This is a genomic window from Albidovulum aestuarii, from assembly GCF_029961185.1.
Lineage (GTDB): Bacteria > Pseudomonadota > Alphaproteobacteria > Rhodobacterales > Rhodobacteraceae > Albidovulum > Albidovulum aestuarii.
Map to the genome: position 1 here is coordinate 1 of NZ_JASBQQ010000016.1, position 17693 is coordinate 17693.

Consider the following 17693-nt stretch of genomic DNA (forward strand, 5'->3'; position numbering starts at 1 on the left):
TCGGTCTGTTTCCGTTTCCCATAGAACACCTCCTGGTTCCTCAGTTGGTGCTCTCCACTTTTCTCGGGCAAGTCCAATGCCATTCACTCCGCTCCACGACCGGGTTCTCGTCCGCCACATTGAAGGCGACGAGACGATCAAGGGCGGCCTCATCATTCCCGACACCGCCAAGGAGAAGCCTCAAGAAGGTGAAGTTGTCTCCGTTGGCGCCGGCGGAAGACGAGAGGATGGCGAGCGAATCCCGATGGACGTCAAATCCGGCGACCGGATCCTCTTTGGAAAATGGTTCGGGTCAGAGATCAAACTCGATGGCGAAGACCTTCTGATCATGAAGGAGAGCGACATTCTCGGCGTGATCGCCTGAGTCCGTAATCCTCTATTGCAACCCCAGTCCCAGGAACTCACAACATGTCCGCCAAGGAAGTTCGCTTCAGTACCGACGCCCGCGATCGCATGCTGAAAGGCATCAACACGCTGGCTAATGCCGTCAAGATCACCCTCGGCCCTAAGGGCCGAAACGTCATTCTCGACAAATCCTATGGCGCACCACGTATCACCAAGGATGGCGTCACCGTCGCCAAGGAGATCGAGCTTTCGGATCATTTCGAAAACATGGGCGCGCAGATGGTCAAGGAGGTCGCGCAGCGCACAAATGACGAGGCTGGCGACGGCACCACGACCGCGACCGTTTTGGCCCAGGCCATCGTCAAGGAGGGCATGAAGGCCGTCGCCGCCGGCATGAACCCGATGGATCTGAAGCGCGGCATCGACAGGGCGGTGGCCGCGGTCGTAGCCGAGATCAAGACCATGTCCAGACCGGTCGGTGACAGTGACGAGATCGCCAAGGTCGGGTCCATTTCGGCCAACGGAGAAGTCGAGATCGGTCGGCAGATCGCCGACGCGATGGCCAAGGTCGGCAAGGAAGGCGTGATCACCGTCGAGGAAAACAAAGGGTTGGAGACCGAGACCGAAGTGGTCGAAGGTATGCAGTTCGACCGCGGCTATCTGAGCCCCTATTTCATCACGAATGCTCAGAAGATGTTCGTGGAACTCGAAGATTGCGCCATCCTGCTTCACGAAAAGAAGCTCACCTCCCTTGTGTCCATGGTGCCTCTGCTTGAGGCGGTCATCCAGGCCGACAAGCAGCTTCTGATTATCGCCGAGGACATCGAGGGCGAGGCCTTGGCGACCCTTGTGGTCAACAAGCTGCGCGGCGGATTGAAGGTGGCGGCCGTCAAGGCACCGGGCTTCGGGGATCGCCGTAAGGCGATGATGGAAGACATCGCTGTATTGACGGGCGGTGAGGTGATTTCCGTGGAAATGGGCACCAAGCTGGAGAATGTCACCATGGACATGCTCGGGTCCGCCAGAAAGGTCACGATCACCAAGGATCACACGACGATCATCGATGGTGTCGGCGACAAGGGCGCGATCGCTGCGCGCGTCACGCAGATTCGGGCGCAGATCGATGAGACCACTTCGGACTATGACAAGGAGAAGCTGCAGGAACGACTCGCCAAGCTTGCCGGCGGCATCGCCGTGATTCGGGTCGGTGGGGCAACAGAGATCGAGGTGAAGGAGCGCAAGGACCGCGTCGACGATGCGCTAAACGCCACCCGCGCTGCGGTTCAGGAAGGTGTCGTGCCCGGCGGCGGCGTGGCCCTGGTTCATGCTGGCAAGGTGCTGGCGACGCTGAAGGGCGAGAACAGCGATCAGGATGCCGGAATCAAGATCGTCCGGCGCGCGATCCAGGCGCCGCTACGCCAGATTGCGGAAAACGCAGGGGTGGACGGGTCGGTCGTTGCGGGCAAGGTCATCGAGAACGCCAGCACGACTTTCGGGTTCGACGCTCAGTTGGAGACGTATGGCGACATGCTGCAGGCGGGTATCATCGATCCGGCCAAAGTCGTGCGGATCGCATTGGAGGACGCGGCATCGATAGCGGGCCTTTTGATCACGACGGAGGCGATGGTCGCACAGAAATCGGACAGGCGGGGCGGAATGTCCGAAATCGATGCCATGGGCGGATTGATCTAAACCGGCTCTATGCTGCTATCCAAAGACGCACGACAGAATTTCTGCCGCAAGATACGTCGGTATCCGTCCGACCATTTGAACGCACAACAAACATGACATTGGAGGAAATCAGATGTTCAAAGGCAACAAGAAGCGCGGAGATCGTGAAGTGAAGAAACCGAAAAAAGTGAAGGAGCAGGTCCCGGCGACGGCTGATTTCGCCAAGGAGAAGACGCCGCTCAATATTGGGAACAAAGCGACGCATTCTTTCGATTGATCCCAGGCATCTACGCCGCAGTGTCACCTATCCAGAACAGGCGTTGGCCGAATGCGCAGCAATTAGTGCAACGAAGTATGTCTTTGCGAGGCATTGAGTCCGTTGCATAGGATGAATCGCGCAAGCCTAAGCACTAGGCGCCGTGCAAGCATTGCCAATTGCTTCATATAAGTCACAACTGATGAAGCACGCTACCGCCATCGGCGATCCGGTGGATAAGGCCAGCCACCGCTCGATGGGTCTCCATTTCTTTGGCCGTGCCGACGGCGTTTTCGTGGGTTGCGGCGGCGTCCCGGAGTATTCCGGCGATCTCTCGTTCGGGGAGGAGCTTGTGATCGCTCATCGCAAGCAGGATCGCCTCGCAGATCGAGAGGGCGGCGATTCCGGAACAGTCCTTTTGATCGGGCATCCTGAAATTTTCCTTGTTGCTGCGAAAGGATCATCGCTCTGTGCTGGTCTGATCAACTTTCCCAAACTTTCAGAAAATGCTCTATGCTGGACTGATCGAAAGCAGTCCGTGCGCCGATTTCCCACTTATTGTCCCGCCCGCCGGGGAGGCGCCATTGAGCATGATCCAAGACAGCCCATTAACTCGGAAGCTTTCCGCCTTTGTCGCCCTTTCGGAGCCAGAGCTTGCGGTGCTGGAACGTCTGCACCAAAGACGCAGGTCTTTCGTCGCTGGGTGCGATCTCGTGCATCAGGGGCAATCCGATCAGGCGGCCTACATCCTCTCGGAAGGGTGGGTCTGCTCTTACAAGATCCAGCCGGACGGGTCGCGCCAGATCGTCGATTTCCAGATCCCCGGCGATTTTCTCGGGCTGCGCAGTGTCCTGCTGCACACCTCGGATCACAGCATCGAACCGATCGTGGATATCCAGGCGGCGGAAGTTCTGGCGAGCGACCTTCTGGAGGCGTTCGCGCAAACCCCGCGGCTGGCGGTGGCGGTTCTCTGGGCGGTCAGCAGGGATGAAGCGATGGTGGTCGAGCATCTGGTCTGTCTCGGACGCCGCGACGCGAATGCCCGCATGGCCCACTTTCTGCTCGAACTCGGTGTCCGGCTGGCTCTGGTGGGGATGGGCAGCAAGGCGGGATATGATTGTCCGCTGACGCAGTATCATCTCGCCGATGCGCTGGGGCTGAGTGCGGTCCACGTCAATCGTGTCCTGCGGCAGCTTCGAGAGAATGGGCTGGTCACATTCCGGGACGGTCATGTGAGTTTCGATGACTATGAAAGTCTGGTGGAGCTGGCGGATTTCGATCCGGCCTATCTGGATCAGACCGGCCCGCTCCTCAAGTAACAATGGCCGCCCTGTTGATGGAGGGGCGGCCATGGCAGATCGCTAGTTCGGCGCTTTCAAATTTTCACATGGCGCGGTCTTCGCTGCTGCGGCGATCAGTTGCTGTCGCCGTTGCCTTGAAGGTCATTCAAGCGCAGCGCCACTTCTGACACGCTGAGGCTGCCGCATTCACGCGCATGAAGCTCCGCTGAAAGCTCCAATTGCGTGCATGCCCGAACATGTTGCGCGGGTTGGAGCGGGGCGGATTTCGCTACCGTAGCATCACTTTCCGCAAAACCTGTGGACGTGAATGCTAAAGCCAAAAACGCCGACGACACGGCTAAACGACCGCACTTCTGGGCAAAACCCCTCGCGAATTCCGAACGGGAGGAGAAAATCTTTACAAAAAACATTGTGGTATCCTTTCTTGGATTTTCCGAAGTCACGGAGATCATGGAGAAATAAAACGATCGAGATCGATCGAGATCTGGTCTTTCACGACTGCTTGGAAAACCGGAGCCCAACGGGGATTCGTTAAGCATCAAACACTATCGTCAACCTGCTTTGGGCGCGCACTGACACAAGTTAGCCTAAGTCGTTTGACGTGTTCTTTCACAAGTTTTTGCCGGATCAGGATTGGCTCTGCACAGCGAAATACGTTGCATTCTATTACGTCAGGATCGACGGGAGGTTGCGGGCAAACTGACGTAAAAAGGCCGCCCTCCTATCAAGAAGGGCGACCCGGTCAGAACCTCAAACGCCGGGTGTCACGCGAGGGCGTGCGTGGCCGCGTCAAGTTCCTTGTTGGTCTCGGCATCGTTCTTCGCCGTATGTGCCTTCTCTGCGGCTTGGTAGTGCTTCAGGGCCGCGTCTTTCTTCGGGCCGTTGGGCGCCTTGTCCCAGTTGGCCTTGACGGACTTCATCTTGTCGACGGTCTTGTTGATTTCGGGAGTCATTGGAATGTCCTTTCCTGGACGTTCCGAGAATAAGAAGCGTGAGAACAATACCCACCGATAGTCGTCTGCACGCCCTCACGCTTCTTCAGTACTCGGAAAAAACGTGCCCGCCAAATATTCGTCGGGCACAGGTCACCTAGCGGGTTTGCCACGATGTCTGCACTGACGCAGGTTAGCCTGACCGGCACGGGGCGTGACATTGCGACCTGACGTTGCGGAATGCGACCGTGCGCAGGTCATTCAGTGCGGCGCGAGTTGAGGGGGTGTGCCGCAACGGCCGGTCTGACCTCTTGTGGCAGAGGCGTCTCATTGTGGGACATCCGGCGCCATGCATCCCCATCCAGCAGGTACGTGGACGCACAGACCGCCTCATGGATCGGTGCGTCGGCCTTCTCGGCCGAAACGCTGTAGGTGAGAACGACGATGTCACCGCGACGCTCCAGCCGCCTGTTCGTCATGCCGATCGAGCGCCATGGATTTTGCTGTTCCGGACGCGCACGGGTCCGGTCATTCTGAAGAATTCCGAATGGATGGGCAAAGATCATGATGGATTCATCTGAGGTTCCGGTACGGGCGCTATCCATCCCGTCGGTCCAGAACCTTTCTTCGAGATCCCAAAGCGTCGCTGCATACCGCATGGTCATTGGCCGTTTCCTTGTCTGGAGTTCTTCCGGTCCGGTCGCTCAAAACCCGACATCCGAACCCCTCAACCCGAACCGGCCAGAACGTAGACCCGCGCCAGGACCAGAAGGAAAAACACCACGAACAAGACGCGTCTGAAAGAGCCCGGCGGCCAGTTCGGCATCACGGGAACAGTCAGGCCCGATACCCGGTGTGTCAGAGGTGCGGGCAACAACCCGGCCAGTTTCGCGGCAACCGCGCCGTGATCAAGGCCGAGCGCGGGGACATCCTTGAACCCCGAAAGTATCGCCCCCAGCCGACCGCGCGCCGCCTCCTGCCCGGAATTTGCCAGTCTAGCTGCCTCTTCCCAGGGATCGAAGCCCAGCCTGGCGAGTGCGGAGACCACGGTCACTGCGGATCCGTTTCGGTCTTTGCCAACGAAGGCGTACAAAAACGGGTCGAAGTCGTTTCCCCCCGGGTGAAGAACCTCCAGCCTGGACATACAACACTCCAATTCTTTTTAAGACCCAACCATGACGAGCCTCCGTTGGGACCGGCGAGGCGCCAGTCGCCCGAAAGATGCTGACAACTGGTGATCTGATCTTATCGGCAATGCCTTCGCCGCGCCCTTACCCAGATCAGCGATGTGCGGGGCAGGTCAGTTCGGACATTGCGACAGACTGGTATTGCACCCTGACAGAAGGAAAATTTTCCCAAGCTAACACCGATCAGCATGGGTCGCCCTCTGGTGGACTATGGTGGTGACACTCATCAGACCCTGCCGCGTGCCCGCCCCATTCAGGACCTGCGGCGTCCGGTTGTTGAGCAATTTTCATAAAGGTAGCGGAGGCTTGGGATGAACACGCGGACGTCCAGATCGATTGTGACGTTTCCTCACGTCTTCGTCTTGCCGGGCTACCCGGAAGAGCTGCCCGCCGGTGATTACGAGATCGTCACCGAGGAGGAACGCCTTCAGGGTCTCAGCTTTGAGGCATACCGGCGAACCGCGACATACCTGACCATTCACGGCAGGGGTAAGCATGCGGGCCGCATTGAACTGCGTCCGGTTTCGGAGCGGGACATCGAGCTGGCGATCAGCCACGGTCGGAACATCCCCAAGGGCATCAATGACAGCGAGGCGGCGCTTTCTCCGCAGGAGGACTTGAAATGAACACTCCCGAATGGCTGAAACCCGGAATCTACGGCGGCGTGATCGGAGCAGTTGTCGTCACTTTCGTCGGATTTTCGTGGGGCGGTTGGATGACTGGCGGTGGTGCCAACAAGATGGCGAGACTCATGGCCGAGAGCGACGTGATCGCCGCACTGACTCCGGTCTGCATCGACATGTCGCGCGTCGACCCCGACCGCATCGCAAAGCTCGCCACCATCAACAGCGTCGCGAGCTACAAGCAGCGCGATGCGGTGATCGCCGCCGGCTGGGCGACCGTCCCGGGCACCGAAACCGCCAACCGGGATCTGGCGCAGGCCTGTATGGCCGCGCTCAAACTCGACGCGTCGTGACGCGCCGGGTTGGCCGGCGCCCCTCGCATTAGACCAAACCATACTGAAGGGTCGCGGTTCTTTAGCGCCACACGCGGTTCGGGTGACGGACCATCTGCCAATCCCGTTGCACCAACATCTTCATGAAAAGGAACGCGCGATGTCCGTTGGAAACTCCACGACCAGAGGCACCAAACGCTCAGCATCGGCTTCCGAAGCGCTGCCCGTCAGGAAAGCGCCTTGCGCCCTTGACGAACATCCTGGCGGCAGAGCGCGCAGGATTGGAACACTTTCAAACCAGGGGAATGATCATGAAACCACACGTTGGAAAGAGCATAGCTGTTTTTTCCCGGCCATTCAGGCTTTCCGGTTTTGATGAAATTCTTCCGGCGGGAGAATATGACATCGAAACCGAACTGAACTCACCGCCGGACCATCTCGATCCGGAAGGTTGGAAGGCATCAGTCCTGGTGCATCTGAAACCACGGACGTCGCATCCCGGGCTGAGGCGAAGCCTGACCGTGTCTCTGGCCGAACTTGAGAACGCCCACGCCAGGGATAAGCTCTCCGGACGTGATCTGACACAGGTCTTCATCGAAGAGATGCTCGCCGATCCGATGGTGCGCCTCGTCATGAAAGCAGATGGCGTTTCCGAGCGGCAATTACGCCGTCTTTACGGCGTGTCGCAAAAACCTAATTCGGACGGCGACGCCCTGGATCGAAATGCGGCGCGCGAAGCGCCGCAATGCCGCCCGTCCGACAAATTCGCGGTTCAGGCAGCCGAGAACGAAGGAATGCCATCCAAAACAGGTTGCACGACTCAGTTCGGATCCCCGCCCCCGGCGGAACAGAGATGGCCGCGGGGACAAAACCATGACCGATGATCCGGTGAATCTTGACGCGAGACGTAGTACCGAAAGCAGGATGGCAACCGATATCCGACGACATTCACTCAAGGATTTCGAGGCTGACCAGTACGCGCTCCGCCGACGGCAGGAAGAACTGGAAGCGCAGCTTCTTGCCGAGCCTGCCGCCAACTGGCAAGAGGCGGCGGTGAAAGCGCAATATCTGATACGTCGTTATTCCGAGACTTCCGAGGCTCAGGATGCAAGACGCCAGAAACTCATCCAGCGCGCGCTTGGTGACCTCGCGCGCCTGATCGAGACCGAGGCACCAAACCCATGACTCCATTCACCAATGAGGACACGATTCCTGCCCGGGCGCGCAATGATGTGCCGCAAGAGCGTCGGTGCCTTCGCTGCGGCACGGCCTTCCGGAGCGAGGGGTTTGGGCAGCGGATCTGTCCGCGCTGCAAAGGGTCAAACGCGTGGCGGAACGCCGCTCCTGTAAACCCTGGTTTGTCTCGCCGCCGCTGAGGTGTTTCAGTTAACTGAACCGTTTTTCCGCGCACCGACGAGGTGCACAAATGCTGTCTATCTAAGAGGTCCGGACGACGGACATCTACAATGGACCATCCTACACGGTGCGCCACTGTCCGGAATGCGAAGGCAGCAGCGAGGCACCCAAAGCACCGCGAAAGTCCGAGAGCAATCATTCACATCCTCTGTAACGCCTCCTTCCTGAGAAATCTTGCGATGCGGACCACTTGGTCGCAATGTGTGGTCCGGCCTTGGAGTCGGCCTGCGGCTATGAGCACAGCTGAGTTTCCAGGCAATCTGAATGTCGGCTTTCCTGTTCTTGCCGAGGCTAATCCGCGCATGCGGCGAAAGTCGGCTTTCCCGAATTCTGAACGCTATTTTGCGGGCGCGGCGAACTTCCGGTTTCCGCCCGTTCTTCCCGAATTGACTGGACTTTGTGCTCCGCGAGAGCGGTAGTGACAGCGGCCCGATCGAGAGGGCCACATCTTCGCCCGGTTCCCTCCGGGCTCATGTCAGTAGCAGGGGCAGGGTGCTCCTGTCATCTGAACAGGAGATGACAATGACCATCGCGACCACGAATGCAAAGCTGCGGCGCAAGGCGTTCGCGAAGCCGCCCGCCAAGCGTGCGACCAAGAAGGACCAGTTGATCAGGATGCTCGGCGCCGCCGCGGGTGCCGACGTGATCACGATCAGTACGAAGCTCGGCTGGCAGGTCCATACAGTGCGGGCAGCGCTGACCGGGCTGCGCAAGGCGGGCTACGACATGGTCGCCGAGAAACCGGGTCAAGGCAAGCCTGCGCGCTACCGGATCGTCGGAACGCCAATGGGCACGGTGCAGGCCGACGCCGCTGCCACGGACCCGCTGGAGACCATTGATGCCCGGTAAGGCCGATCCGGATCGCTCGGGTCTCCAGCAGGATTGGGAGGAGGTTTTCGGGTCTCCTCCGCCCGCCTATGCCTCGGTCGCCTTCCTGCGCAGGGCGCTCGCCCACGAAGAACAGTTGAGGCAATACGGCGGCCTGCCCGCCGCCACCCGGCGTGCGCTCAGCCAGATTGTGTCGGGCAAGCCGGTCGAAGAGGCAGCGCGGGGACGGTTGCGACCCGGCGCGCATCTGGTGCGGGAGTGGAACGGGCGGAGCTACCAGGTCGAGGTGCAGGAGAAAGGCTTCCGGCTCGACGGCAGGACCTGGCCCTCGCTCTCGGCCATCGCCCGGCACATCACCGGGACGACCTGGTCCGGTCCGCGCTTCTTTGGTCTCAACGACCGGGCAGGGGGCAAGGGATGAAGAAGATCCGCTGCGCGATCTATACGCGGAAGAGCTCGGAAGAGGGGTTGGAGCAGGAATTCAACTCGCTCCATGCCCAGCGGGAAGCCTGTGCCGCCTACATCGCCAGCCAGAAGGCCGAGGGCTGGGTTCTGCTGCCGGCGCAGTACGACGATGGAGGGATCTCCGGTGGAACGCTGGAGCGTCCGGCGATGCAGCAGCTCCTAGCCGATGTTGATGCGGGCCGCGTCGACCAGATCGTGGTCTACAAGATCGACCGGCTGACGCGGTCGCTGGCCGACTTCGCAAAGATCGTCGAGCGGCTCGACACGGCGGGCGCCTCCTTCGTCTCGGTGACGCAGAGCTTCAACACCGCAACCAGCATGGGACGGCTCACGCTCAACATGCTCCTCAGCTTCGCTCAGTTCGAGCGCGAAGTGACGGCAGAGCGGATCAGGGACAAGATCGCGGCCTCCAAAAGGAAGGGGCTGTGGATGGGCGGCTATGTGCCTCTGGGCTATGACGCCGATGGACGGACGCTCAGGATCAACGAGAGTGAAGCAAAGACGGTGCGGACGCTTTACGATCTCTACCGGGACCACGGCACGATCCGTGAGGTCAAGGAAGCGGCAGCGGTGCTGGGCCTTCGGTCGAAACGCAGGGCCGTTGCGGATGGCCGCATGCGGGGCGGGATACCTTTGGATCGTGGCCACATCCATCACATCCTGACGAACCCGCTCTATGCCGGGAGGATACGGCACAAGGGACAGGTGCATGACGGCCAACACCCCGCGATCATCGAACCTGAACTTTGGGAAGAAGTGCAAGCGCAGCTGACGGCCGAGGCAAGGAAACCCCGCGCCCGGAAGGCATCGTCCACCCGCTCGCTACTCTGCGGCAAGATCTATGATGAAACCGGCGACCGGTTCACGCCCTCGCATTCCAGGACCCGGGCCGGTGCACGGTTGCGTTACTACATCTCGCACCGGCTTGCCGCCCGCGGCGGCGAGGCGGGTGTCGCCGGATGGCGGCTGCCCGCAGAAGAACTGGAGGCTCGGCTCGAGGCGGTCGTTCGCGGGATGTTGTCCGACGTCACGCTGGCCGGACGCTTGTTGACCGCGCCGGGCACGGATGAGATCGCGCGGCTGCGGTCCGGGTTGGAAGGTCTGGCCGATGCGGGGAGAGCCGATCTTCTGAACCTGGTCGGGCGCGTCGACATTGCGCCGGGGCATTTGATCCTCGCACTCGATGCACGCGCCGTCGCCGTGCATCTGACGCTGGACGTGGATCGGCTGGATGCAGATGCCCTTACGAAGTCCGTGCCATTCCAACTCCGAAAGCGCGGCGTCGAAACGAAGCTGGTGCTGGCCGATGCTCCCGCCGGGCGCGACGACACCCTGATCCGCAACGTTGCCCGCGCCCATCACTGGTACGGGCAGCTCCGGGCCGGGCGCAGCTTCGACGAGATCGCCGTAGCCGCAGGGGTCCCGAAGCGCCGCGTGCAGCAGATGGTCGATCTCGCCTTCCTTGCCCCGGACATCATCCGCGACGTTCTCGATGGCAAACAGCCGCTCGGCTTCACGTCCGACTGGTGCCTGCGGCACCCGCTCCCGTCGGACTGGTCAGAACAACGAACGCTGCTCGCTTCGCTCTGATCACACACTCCCACACCTCGTATCGCGAAAATGGCAAACGCAGACTTTGGTCGATTTGCACGACCATTCGCGGCGCCCGGGCGGTCTGCGCAAACGACCGTGCCGCGCAAGCCGCGGAAAACGCGCGACTATTAGGGGTGCACCTCGCACCGTCTCGATTTGCGGAAGTGTTTGGCTGTGCTGGCAGTCCCGGGCTAGCTGGTCTCGGTCAGAAGTTCCCTGCTAACAGGGAAATTAACAGGGAAACTGTCGGATTTTGTGCCAGATCCACAGTTTCTGCTTCGAAATTGGTCGAGATTTCAGGGTTTTGCGGTCGATTTCCCTGCTCGCTTTAACAGGGAAATCCCTTATGGATTACAGGGACGAAAATTTTAAGAAACAGGGGGGCGGATCTTCCGTGGAGATTGCCTGCCCAATATGAACGTCCAGATGTAAGCGTCGGTGTGAAACCGGATGCCAGAGACCGTGCCTGAATCTCGCGATTAATGTTACGGTGAGAAATCCCGTGATTGCATTGTCTGTCACGACTTGGGTCCGCCGTGCCGTTATCCCCCCAAGTTGCGTTTGTCAACCATGGGTAGAAATATCTGTTGACGCACATCGAATGCAGTGCAACCTTGGCCGGCACCACAACCACCCCAGCGCAAAGGCCTTGGAGCCACTTCGCGCTAGCCAAACGAGTATGGCGGGCTATGTGGTTACTCCTAACCTCACTTCTCGCCTCAACAGATCGGGAAAGGAAGTGAGAAATGACAATCACCGTTATCAACAAGCCGAGTGACACTGCACCCGGTGCGGTTCCTGCGCCGGCGGCGAGTGCGTCTGCGGTGCCTGATGAAAGCGTCGATGTTTCGACGAAATCCCCCGGAACGCTCAGGAATGACCTCTTGCCCGACCTCACCGTCGGCATGGTTCCCTTGTCCACATTGGTCTCGGCGCGCCACTCTGTCAGAAAGATGAGCCAACCACAGGTCGCTCGGGTGGCTCGGACCATCAGGCGGTTCGGGTTCCGGAATCCGGTCTTACTCGGCAGGAATTGCGAGATCATCGATGGCCATATCCGCGTCGAGGCGGCGCGGCGGCTGGGCATGAAAGAAATTCCCTGCGTCGTTGCGGGGGACCTGTCCGAAGAGGGGATCCGTTTTCTCCGGGTCGCGTTGAACCGTATCCAAGAGCGCGGCGACTGGGACGAGCAGGCGCTGAAATTCGAGTTTGCCTTTCTCCTGGAGTTCGAGCCGGACCTGGCGGTGACCGGTTTCGAAGCGCCGGAGATCGATCGGCTTCTGGTACTCGACGACCTCGCTTCGAATGAGGCCGATCCGCTCGACAAAGTTGGGGCATTGCCCGATCCTGATACGGTCGCTGTCTCGCGCCCCGGAGATCTCTGGTATCTTGGGGCTCATCGCGTCCTGTGCGGCAACGCCCGCAGTAGTGAAGACATCGGATTGGTCATCGGAGATCGGGAACTCTCGGCCGTGTTCACAGATCACCCGTTCAACCTATCGGTGAAGAAGGACCTCTCGGTCAACTCAGGAAAGTTCGCCGAGTTCGCAGAGGCGTCCGGGGAGATGTCGGAGGCCGAGTTCGAGAACTTCCTTCAGGTTACGACCGGCAACATGACCAAGCATCTCAAGCCCGGCGGGATTCTCTTTCTCTGCATCGACTGGCGACATGTCGAGGTTCTGATGCGCGTTGTGCGGACGCTCAGCATCGAACTCATCAACACCTGCATATGGGCCAAGGACAAGCCCGGCATGGGCTCCCTCTACCGCAGCCAATACGAACTGGTGCTCGTTGCGAAACGGCCCGGTGCGCCACATCTCAACAATGTCCAGCTTGGGGTCCATGGGCGGAACCGGTCGAACCTCTGGCGCTACGCAGGTGCAACCGGAGGCCGCAAATCGGAAGAGGATGACTTCTCCCTGCACCCGACGGTCAAGCCGGTTCGACTTGTGCGCGATGCGCTTCTGGATGTCACCGCGATTGGCGACGTCGTTCTCGATCCCTTCCTCGGGTCCGGTACGACGGTGCTCGCAGCGGAGCTCTCGAAACGCGCCTGCGCGGGTATCGAGATTTCGCCCGCTTACGTCGATGTTGCCATCGGTCGGTGGCAGACGATGACCGGTCTCGACGCCGTTCATGACGAGACCGGACTGACCTTCGCTGCGCTTCAGCAGGTCCGCGGATCAAATGATGAAGAGCGCACGCTTTGCAATAGCGTCGTAGCCGCCACCAGCACATCGGCCAAGGAGGATTTCTGATGGCGGACGAGATGGACGTGCCGGAAGATGACAAGGGGGGCTTCGGCAATCCGCCGAAGGCCCACCAGTTCAAGCCCGGCCGGTCAGGCAATCCGAAGGGCCGGCCGAAAGGGCCCGGAAACCTCCTGAAACTGATCGCGAAGCACGCCGCGAAAAAGGTCACCGTGATCGAGGGCGGTGTCGAAAAGAAGATGGCCAAGATGGATGTGGTCATATCGGCGATGTTCAACAAGGCCGCGAAAGGAGATGTGCCTGCGGCACGCCTGATCGCGAGCATGGTACAGGCTGCAGCCCAGCTCTCGGGGAGCGACGAGTCCGGCTATTCCGATGAGGATCTCATGGCGATCCTTGAGGAAGCGAACTGGCAGGCGGGCCTGGTGAAACTTGCGCAGGAACAGGAGTCAGATGACTTTTGATCCTCATCTGGTGCGCGCCACTTATGCGAATAGTCTATACACCTTCGCGCGCCGCGCCTTCGCGATCTTGAACCCCGGCGACGATTTCGTCGGCGGATACTACTTGCGAGGTCTCTGCCGCATGCTCGAACGGGTGGCGGCAGGGGAGGTGACGCGACTCATCATCACCCTGCCGCCCCGCCATCTGAAATCCCAGGTCGTCAGCGTGGCACTCCCGGCCTGGCTCCTCGGCCGGAACCCTTCTGAGAAGGTCGTCTGTGCCAGTTACAGCAGCAACCTTGCCGAGGACTTCGGCCGGCAGACGCGGGACCTAATGCGGACGCCTTTTTACCGCGCGACCTTCCCGAAGACGCTGATCGACCCAACGAAGAGCGCTGTCGACGAGTTCCACACTCTCGCCAAAGGGCGTCGCATCGCGACCTCGGTTGGCGGAACCCTGACCGGGAAGGGCGGGCGTATCCTCATCTGCGACGACGTCATGAAGGCCGACGATGCGGAGTCCCTCGTGAAGCGGAACAACTGCCATACCTGGTTCCGCAACACCGCGGCGAGCCGCCTGAACAGCCCGAAAACCGGGACAATCATCATCGTCGCGCAAAGGCTCCATGTTGACGATCTGGTCGGGCGGCTCCTGCCGAGCGGCGACTGGGAGCATCTGGATCTGCCGGCAATCGCGACCGGGACACAGGTTCTATCGCTTGGAGACAATGCCGAGTGGACACGTCTCCCTGGGGACCTACTGCACCCCGAACGCATCACGATGGAAGACCTTGACCGGCTCCGGCGCGAGCTCGGCTCTTCCGCCTTCGAAGCACAGTACCAGCAATGCCCGGTGCTGCCCGGTGGCAATCTGGTGAAACGCGAGTGGTTTGGAACCTATCAGGGGCCGCCGCAGCCCGGCAAATATGAGGCGGTCGTGCAGAGCTGGGACACGGCCTCGGTTCCCGGTATCGACAACGACTACTCGGTCTGCACGACCTGGGGGCTCATCAATGATCGGATCGATCTTCTCGACGTCCACCGGGCCCAGCACCACTACGCCGACCTGCTCCGGGTCGCCCGCACCCTCCGGACGAAATGGACGCCAAAGCTGATCGTGGTCGAGAAGGCGGGTGTCGGTATCGCGCTCGGCAATGACCTGCTTCGGGACGGGCTCAGGGACGTTCAGTGCCTAGATCCGAAAGGCGACAAGGTCCAGCGGATGGCGCTTCAGTGCGGCAAGATCGAGGGTGGGAAGGTGCGGTTACCGGTGGTGGCCCCCTGGCTTGATCTGTTACTCGTCGAACTCGGCGAGTTCCCGAATGGCCGCTACGACGACCAGGTCGACAGCGTCTCGCAACTGCTCAAGGCCCTCGATCGAAGACCTACGCAGATCAGGGGGATCAGCCGGTACAAGCAGTGACTTAGGGACCTATGTGCGTCGTTCGAGCTAACAGTGTGAGAAAGATCTCACGAGTTCAAATTCTTCGCCGTCGTCTCGGCGTTTGGGCGTCCGTACCCACTACCTGTACAAGTGGATGAAGCCGATTGGGAGCAGTGTCAAGAAAAGCTCGCGGGGGAAGCCGCGAGCAGGTTTGTTTTCTATTTTTATTTCATTGCGCCTGCGGGAGAGATCCTAGGCGATGCTGGGTTTCTGCGTGAGTGGCAGTTGTATTGAGTGAGAGTTGTGAAGCTACACCGGAATGTATTCAGGCGACTTGTCGGCGTGGCTGCCTCGCGAACGACGGCAATTGCTGTGCGCACCGAACAATATCGTCTGATCACAACCCCAGGCCCTGACCAACTTGTCAGCGGCATCCTTCGATGTTCCGGGTTTCTGTTTCATCTGCGCTCCATAATGGCTTCGATGAACCAGAAATCCTCCGTTGCTCAAACCCCTAAATCTGTCCGGTAGGCGCTGACGTCAGACACATCAGATATAGGGACCTAAACCGGGCCGCCTGCACTCATAGCAGGGTCAGGCTAACATCCATTTGACGTCGTTCAGCCGTGCGCTGCACCGTGTTGTTTGGGTTCGTGGCGGCCGGCCTCCGCACCATGGTGGGCTCGGATTTACTTTCCCTGCTCAGACGGGTGAGGTCGGCCCACTCCTGCCGTTCGCCTAGCAATTGAGTTGCCGCGGCGCAGCCCCGTCGAACCGGACCTTGATCGATCGCGCAGAATTTTCGCCGAGGCAATGGCTGGGTCGCGGACGAATCTGACATGCCCTGAACGTGGTATGTCGAGGTCCATGGCGTATTTGGATCAACACTGCCACCTGGCTTCAACGATCAAATAATGTCGCATTATGCAAGTTCAGAACTTGTGATCCTCGTCACGCCAGCAGCGCCAACGTCGCGCCAAGCCTTGTCCGCTGATGCGCCCGGGGCCGGATCGATCGACGCGGTGGCATCGTCGATGATGTATGTGTCAAATCCTTCTTTGACCGCGTCGGTCGCCAATCCGCCAACGCAGTAGTCTATAGCACATCCGGCAACGAAAACGCGCTCTATGCCACGCTCCTTCAGATAGCTCGCCAATCCGGTTTTTGTTTTCCCATCAACCATGCAAAACGCCGAATAGCTGTCGACATCCTTCAAATACCCCTTGCGGATGACCAGTTGAGCATGTGGCAAGTCGAGGTCCGGATGAAACTCCGCACCCCATGTGTTCTGCACCACATGATCGGGCCAAAGCATCTGCTCACCATAGGGCATCTGCACGGTTTCCAGAGGCTGTTTTCCAAGATGTGCCGACGCAAACGATACATGGCCTTCAGGGTGCCAGTCCTGCGTCAGCACAACGTTTTGAAATCTCTGCCCAACCATGTTGATTACAGGGACTACCTTATGGCCGTCTGCAGTCGGTAGCGCTCCACCTTCGCAGAAGTCGTTCTGCATATCGACTACGACGAGAACATCCGTACCCGACAGTTCCACGATGTATCCTCCCAATCAATATTATTGGCATACGTGCCCAGTGCAGCAGCGGTCAATTTGGGTCGAACCGCGGCCTTCGTTTTCGGCGAGTGCGCAAGAACAAATCAGGCAGCTACATTGGTCGCCTTTTCCTCGGACCACTTCGAGAGCACTTCATCTGCCGTGAGGAACTGGTTTTCCGGGTCCGTCGCATACCATGTCTTGAAGTACTCTAGACCGCTTTCGTGCCCTTCTTGGGTGAATGCCTGCAAGCAGTCCGTAACCCAAACCAGATTGAAGCCCTTCTGGAACGCGTCACCCGATGTGTGGCGGCAGCAGCAGTCCGTATGCAGGCCAGTGATGTAAAGCGTATCGATCCCCTTCGAACGCAGAAGGCTCTCCATGTCTGAACACTGGAATCCGCTGTAGGTCGTCTTGGGCACGTTTAGATCACCTGGCTGGATTGCCAGTTCTGGGACTATCTCGGAGGACTTTGTGCCCTTCATTGAATGCGGTGGCCACTTCCTCATCTCGAGGTCATCCGGAGTATGTTCATCCGTCGAGTAAACTACCAACGCCCCGGCTTCCCGGGCGCCCTTCAGGAGTTCTTGCAGGGGGCTAATGATTGCCTTTGCACGAGCCTGATAGTCCTCGCCTCCCGCATCCGCGATGAAGTTGCCCGGCTCGATAAACTCGTGAGCCATATCGACAAGAATGACCGCACTTCTCTTGGGGTCTGCCATGACCATCTCCCTATTGTTCGCTGGCTAACGATCTTGATCGTGGTTTGAGATGGAGATTCGGTCAAGCGCGCCATGCGGGCAAGGTCTGCTTCGGACTCTTCGCGGCCATCGGAGGCGGCGCAGCATCTGGACACAAAGCCTGAGAAGCGGCGGCGAGGACGGCCCATTCCGGACTCTCAACACCTAGCTCGGATGCTGCACTGCGGCCCGTCAGATCGGACTTTCGCTGCGCCTGCATGTTCCACGTGCCATCGAATTCACAGTGCGGACTTTGCGGGCGTTCGGCGCGGGCCTGATAAGGCTACCCCACCGTGACCCCGAACAACGCCCCGACCGCAGCCGTCGCGCCCATAGCCAGTGCGCCCCAGAACGTTACCCTTGCGGCCCCACGTAGCACGCCTGCTCCGCCGGCTGACGCGCCAAGCCCACC

At 59.7% G+C, this 17693-nt stretch carries 21 protein-coding genes; 14 read left to right on the forward strand and 7 right to left on the reverse strand.

What is annotated here, in order from left to right; genetic code table 11:
* Positions 1–76: 76 nt before the first annotated feature.
* The 3 genes from QKW60_RS20805 (at position 77) to QKW60_RS20815 (ending at position 2293) form a co-directional block, all read left to right on the forward strand.
* Positions 77–364, forward strand: a complete 288-nt coding sequence (locus QKW60_RS20805) for a co-chaperone GroES (protein ID WP_282371638.1) — start codon at positions 77–79, stop codon at positions 362–364.
* Positions 365–408: 44 nt separating this feature from the next.
* Entirely contained in the window at positions 409–2037 is a 1629-nt protein-coding gene (gene groL, locus QKW60_RS20810) for a chaperonin GroEL (RefSeq protein WP_282371610.1), read from the forward strand.
* Positions 2038–2149: 112 nt separating this feature from the next.
* On the forward strand, positions 2150–2293 hold the full coding sequence (locus QKW60_RS20815) for a hypothetical protein (RefSeq protein WP_282371612.1): 144 nt from the start codon (positions 2150–2152) through the stop codon (positions 2291–2293).
* Positions 2294–2465: 172 nt separating this feature from the next.
* On the opposite strand, the gene QKW60_RS20820 is transcribed toward QKW60_RS20815, so the two are convergent.
* A complete protein-coding gene (locus QKW60_RS20820) occupies positions 2466–2702 on the reverse strand; it encodes a hypothetical protein (RefSeq protein ID WP_282371614.1) in 237 nt (78 codons plus the stop codon).
* Positions 2703–2862: 160 nt separating this feature from the next.
* Between QKW60_RS20820 and QKW60_RS20825 the strand changes: the two genes are divergently transcribed.
* Positions 2863–3591 carry a Crp/Fnr family transcriptional regulator gene (locus tag QKW60_RS20825; RefSeq protein ID WP_282371639.1) on the forward strand — a complete coding sequence of 243 codons (729 nt, stop codon included), beginning with the start codon at positions 2863–2865 and terminating at the stop codon, positions 3589–3591.
* Between the two features lie 95 nt (positions 3592–3686).
* On the opposite strand, the gene QKW60_RS20830 is transcribed toward QKW60_RS20825, so the two are convergent.
* From QKW60_RS20830 to QKW60_RS20845, 4 genes are all read right to left on the reverse strand, one after another.
* Entirely contained in the window at positions 3687–3983 is a 297-nt protein-coding gene (locus QKW60_RS20830; RefSeq protein ID WP_282371615.1) for a hypothetical protein, read from the reverse strand.
* A 354-nt stretch (positions 3984–4337) separates the two neighbouring features.
* Positions 4338–4526, reverse strand: a complete 189-nt coding sequence (locus tag QKW60_RS20835; RefSeq protein WP_282371616.1) for a hypothetical protein — start codon at positions 4524–4526, stop codon at positions 4338–4340.
* Between the two features lie 236 nt (positions 4527–4762).
* Entirely contained in the window at positions 4763–5170 is a 408-nt protein-coding gene (locus tag QKW60_RS20840) for a hypothetical protein (protein ID WP_282371617.1), read from the reverse strand.
* 62 nt (positions 5171–5232) lie between these two features.
* The gene (locus tag QKW60_RS20845) at positions 5233–5559 is read right to left on the reverse strand and encodes a hypothetical protein (protein WP_282371618.1); all 327 of its coding nucleotides are present in this window, start codon (positions 5557–5559) and stop codon (positions 5233–5235) included.
* A 444-nt stretch (positions 5560–6003) separates the two neighbouring features.
* On the opposite strand from QKW60_RS20845, the gene QKW60_RS20850 reads away from it, so the two are divergent.
* The 10 genes from QKW60_RS20850 (at position 6004) to terL (ending at position 15025) form a co-directional block, all read left to right on the forward strand.
* Positions 6004–6318 carry a hypothetical protein gene (locus QKW60_RS20850; RefSeq protein WP_282371620.1) on the forward strand — a complete coding sequence of 105 codons (315 nt, stop codon included), beginning with the start codon at positions 6004–6006 and terminating at the stop codon, positions 6316–6318.
* A complete protein-coding gene (locus tag QKW60_RS20855) occupies positions 6315–6668 on the forward strand; it encodes a hypothetical protein (RefSeq protein ID WP_282371622.1) in 354 nt (117 codons plus the stop codon). Before QKW60_RS20850 ends, QKW60_RS20855 begins: the two co-directional genes overlap by 4 nt.
* Before the next feature lie 227 nt (positions 6669–6895).
* Positions 6896–7531: a hypothetical protein gene (locus tag QKW60_RS20860; protein WP_282371624.1), complete on the forward strand. Its 636-nt coding sequence runs from the start codon at positions 6896–6898 to the stop codon at positions 7529–7531.
* Entirely contained in the window at positions 7521–7832 is a 312-nt protein-coding gene (locus tag QKW60_RS20865; RefSeq protein WP_282371626.1) for a hypothetical protein, read from the forward strand. Before QKW60_RS20860 ends, QKW60_RS20865 begins: the two co-directional genes overlap by 11 nt.
* A gap of 753 nt (positions 7833–8585) precedes the next feature.
* A complete protein-coding gene (locus tag QKW60_RS20870; protein WP_282371628.1) occupies positions 8586–8912 on the forward strand; it encodes a DUF3489 domain-containing protein in 327 nt (108 codons plus the stop codon).
* The gene (locus QKW60_RS20875) at positions 8902–9312 is read left to right on the forward strand and encodes a DUF2924 domain-containing protein (RefSeq protein WP_282371629.1); all 411 of its coding nucleotides are present in this window, start codon (positions 8902–8904) and stop codon (positions 9310–9312) included. Before QKW60_RS20870 ends, QKW60_RS20875 begins: the two co-directional genes overlap by 11 nt.
* The gene (locus tag QKW60_RS20880) at positions 9309–10946 is read left to right on the forward strand and encodes a recombinase family protein (protein ID WP_282371630.1); all 1638 of its coding nucleotides are present in this window, start codon (positions 9309–9311) and stop codon (positions 10944–10946) included. Before QKW60_RS20875 ends, QKW60_RS20880 begins: the two co-directional genes overlap by 4 nt.
* A 749-nt stretch (positions 10947–11695) precedes the next feature.
* Positions 11696–13207, forward strand: a complete 1512-nt coding sequence (locus tag QKW60_RS20885) for a site-specific DNA-methyltransferase (RefSeq protein WP_282371632.1) — start codon at positions 11696–11698, stop codon at positions 13205–13207.
* Positions 13207–13623, forward strand: coding sequence for a DUF5681 domain-containing protein (locus QKW60_RS20890; RefSeq protein WP_282371633.1), 417 nt, complete (start codon positions 13207–13209; stop codon positions 13621–13623). Before QKW60_RS20885 ends, QKW60_RS20890 begins: the two co-directional genes overlap by 1 nt.
* Positions 13613–15025 carry a phage terminase large subunit gene (gene terL / locus QKW60_RS20895; RefSeq protein WP_282371634.1) on the forward strand — a complete coding sequence of 471 codons (1413 nt, stop codon included), beginning with the start codon at positions 13613–13615 and terminating at the stop codon, positions 15023–15025. The genes QKW60_RS20890 and terL overlap by 11 nt, the downstream gene beginning before the upstream one ends.
* An 883-nt stretch (positions 15026–15908) precedes the next feature.
* On the opposite strand, the gene QKW60_RS20900 is transcribed toward terL, so the two are convergent.
* Positions 15909–16541 (reverse strand): nicotinamidase, encoded by a 633-nt coding sequence (locus tag QKW60_RS20900; protein ID WP_282371635.1) that lies wholly within the window; start codon positions 16539–16541, stop codon positions 15909–15911.
* A gap of 104 nt (positions 16542–16645) precedes the next feature.
* Complete coding sequence (locus QKW60_RS20905) at positions 16646–17263, reverse strand: cysteine hydrolase family protein (RefSeq protein ID WP_282371636.1); 618 nt, start codon at positions 17261–17263, stop codon at positions 16646–16648.
* Between the last annotated feature and the right edge of the window lie 430 nt (positions 17264–17693).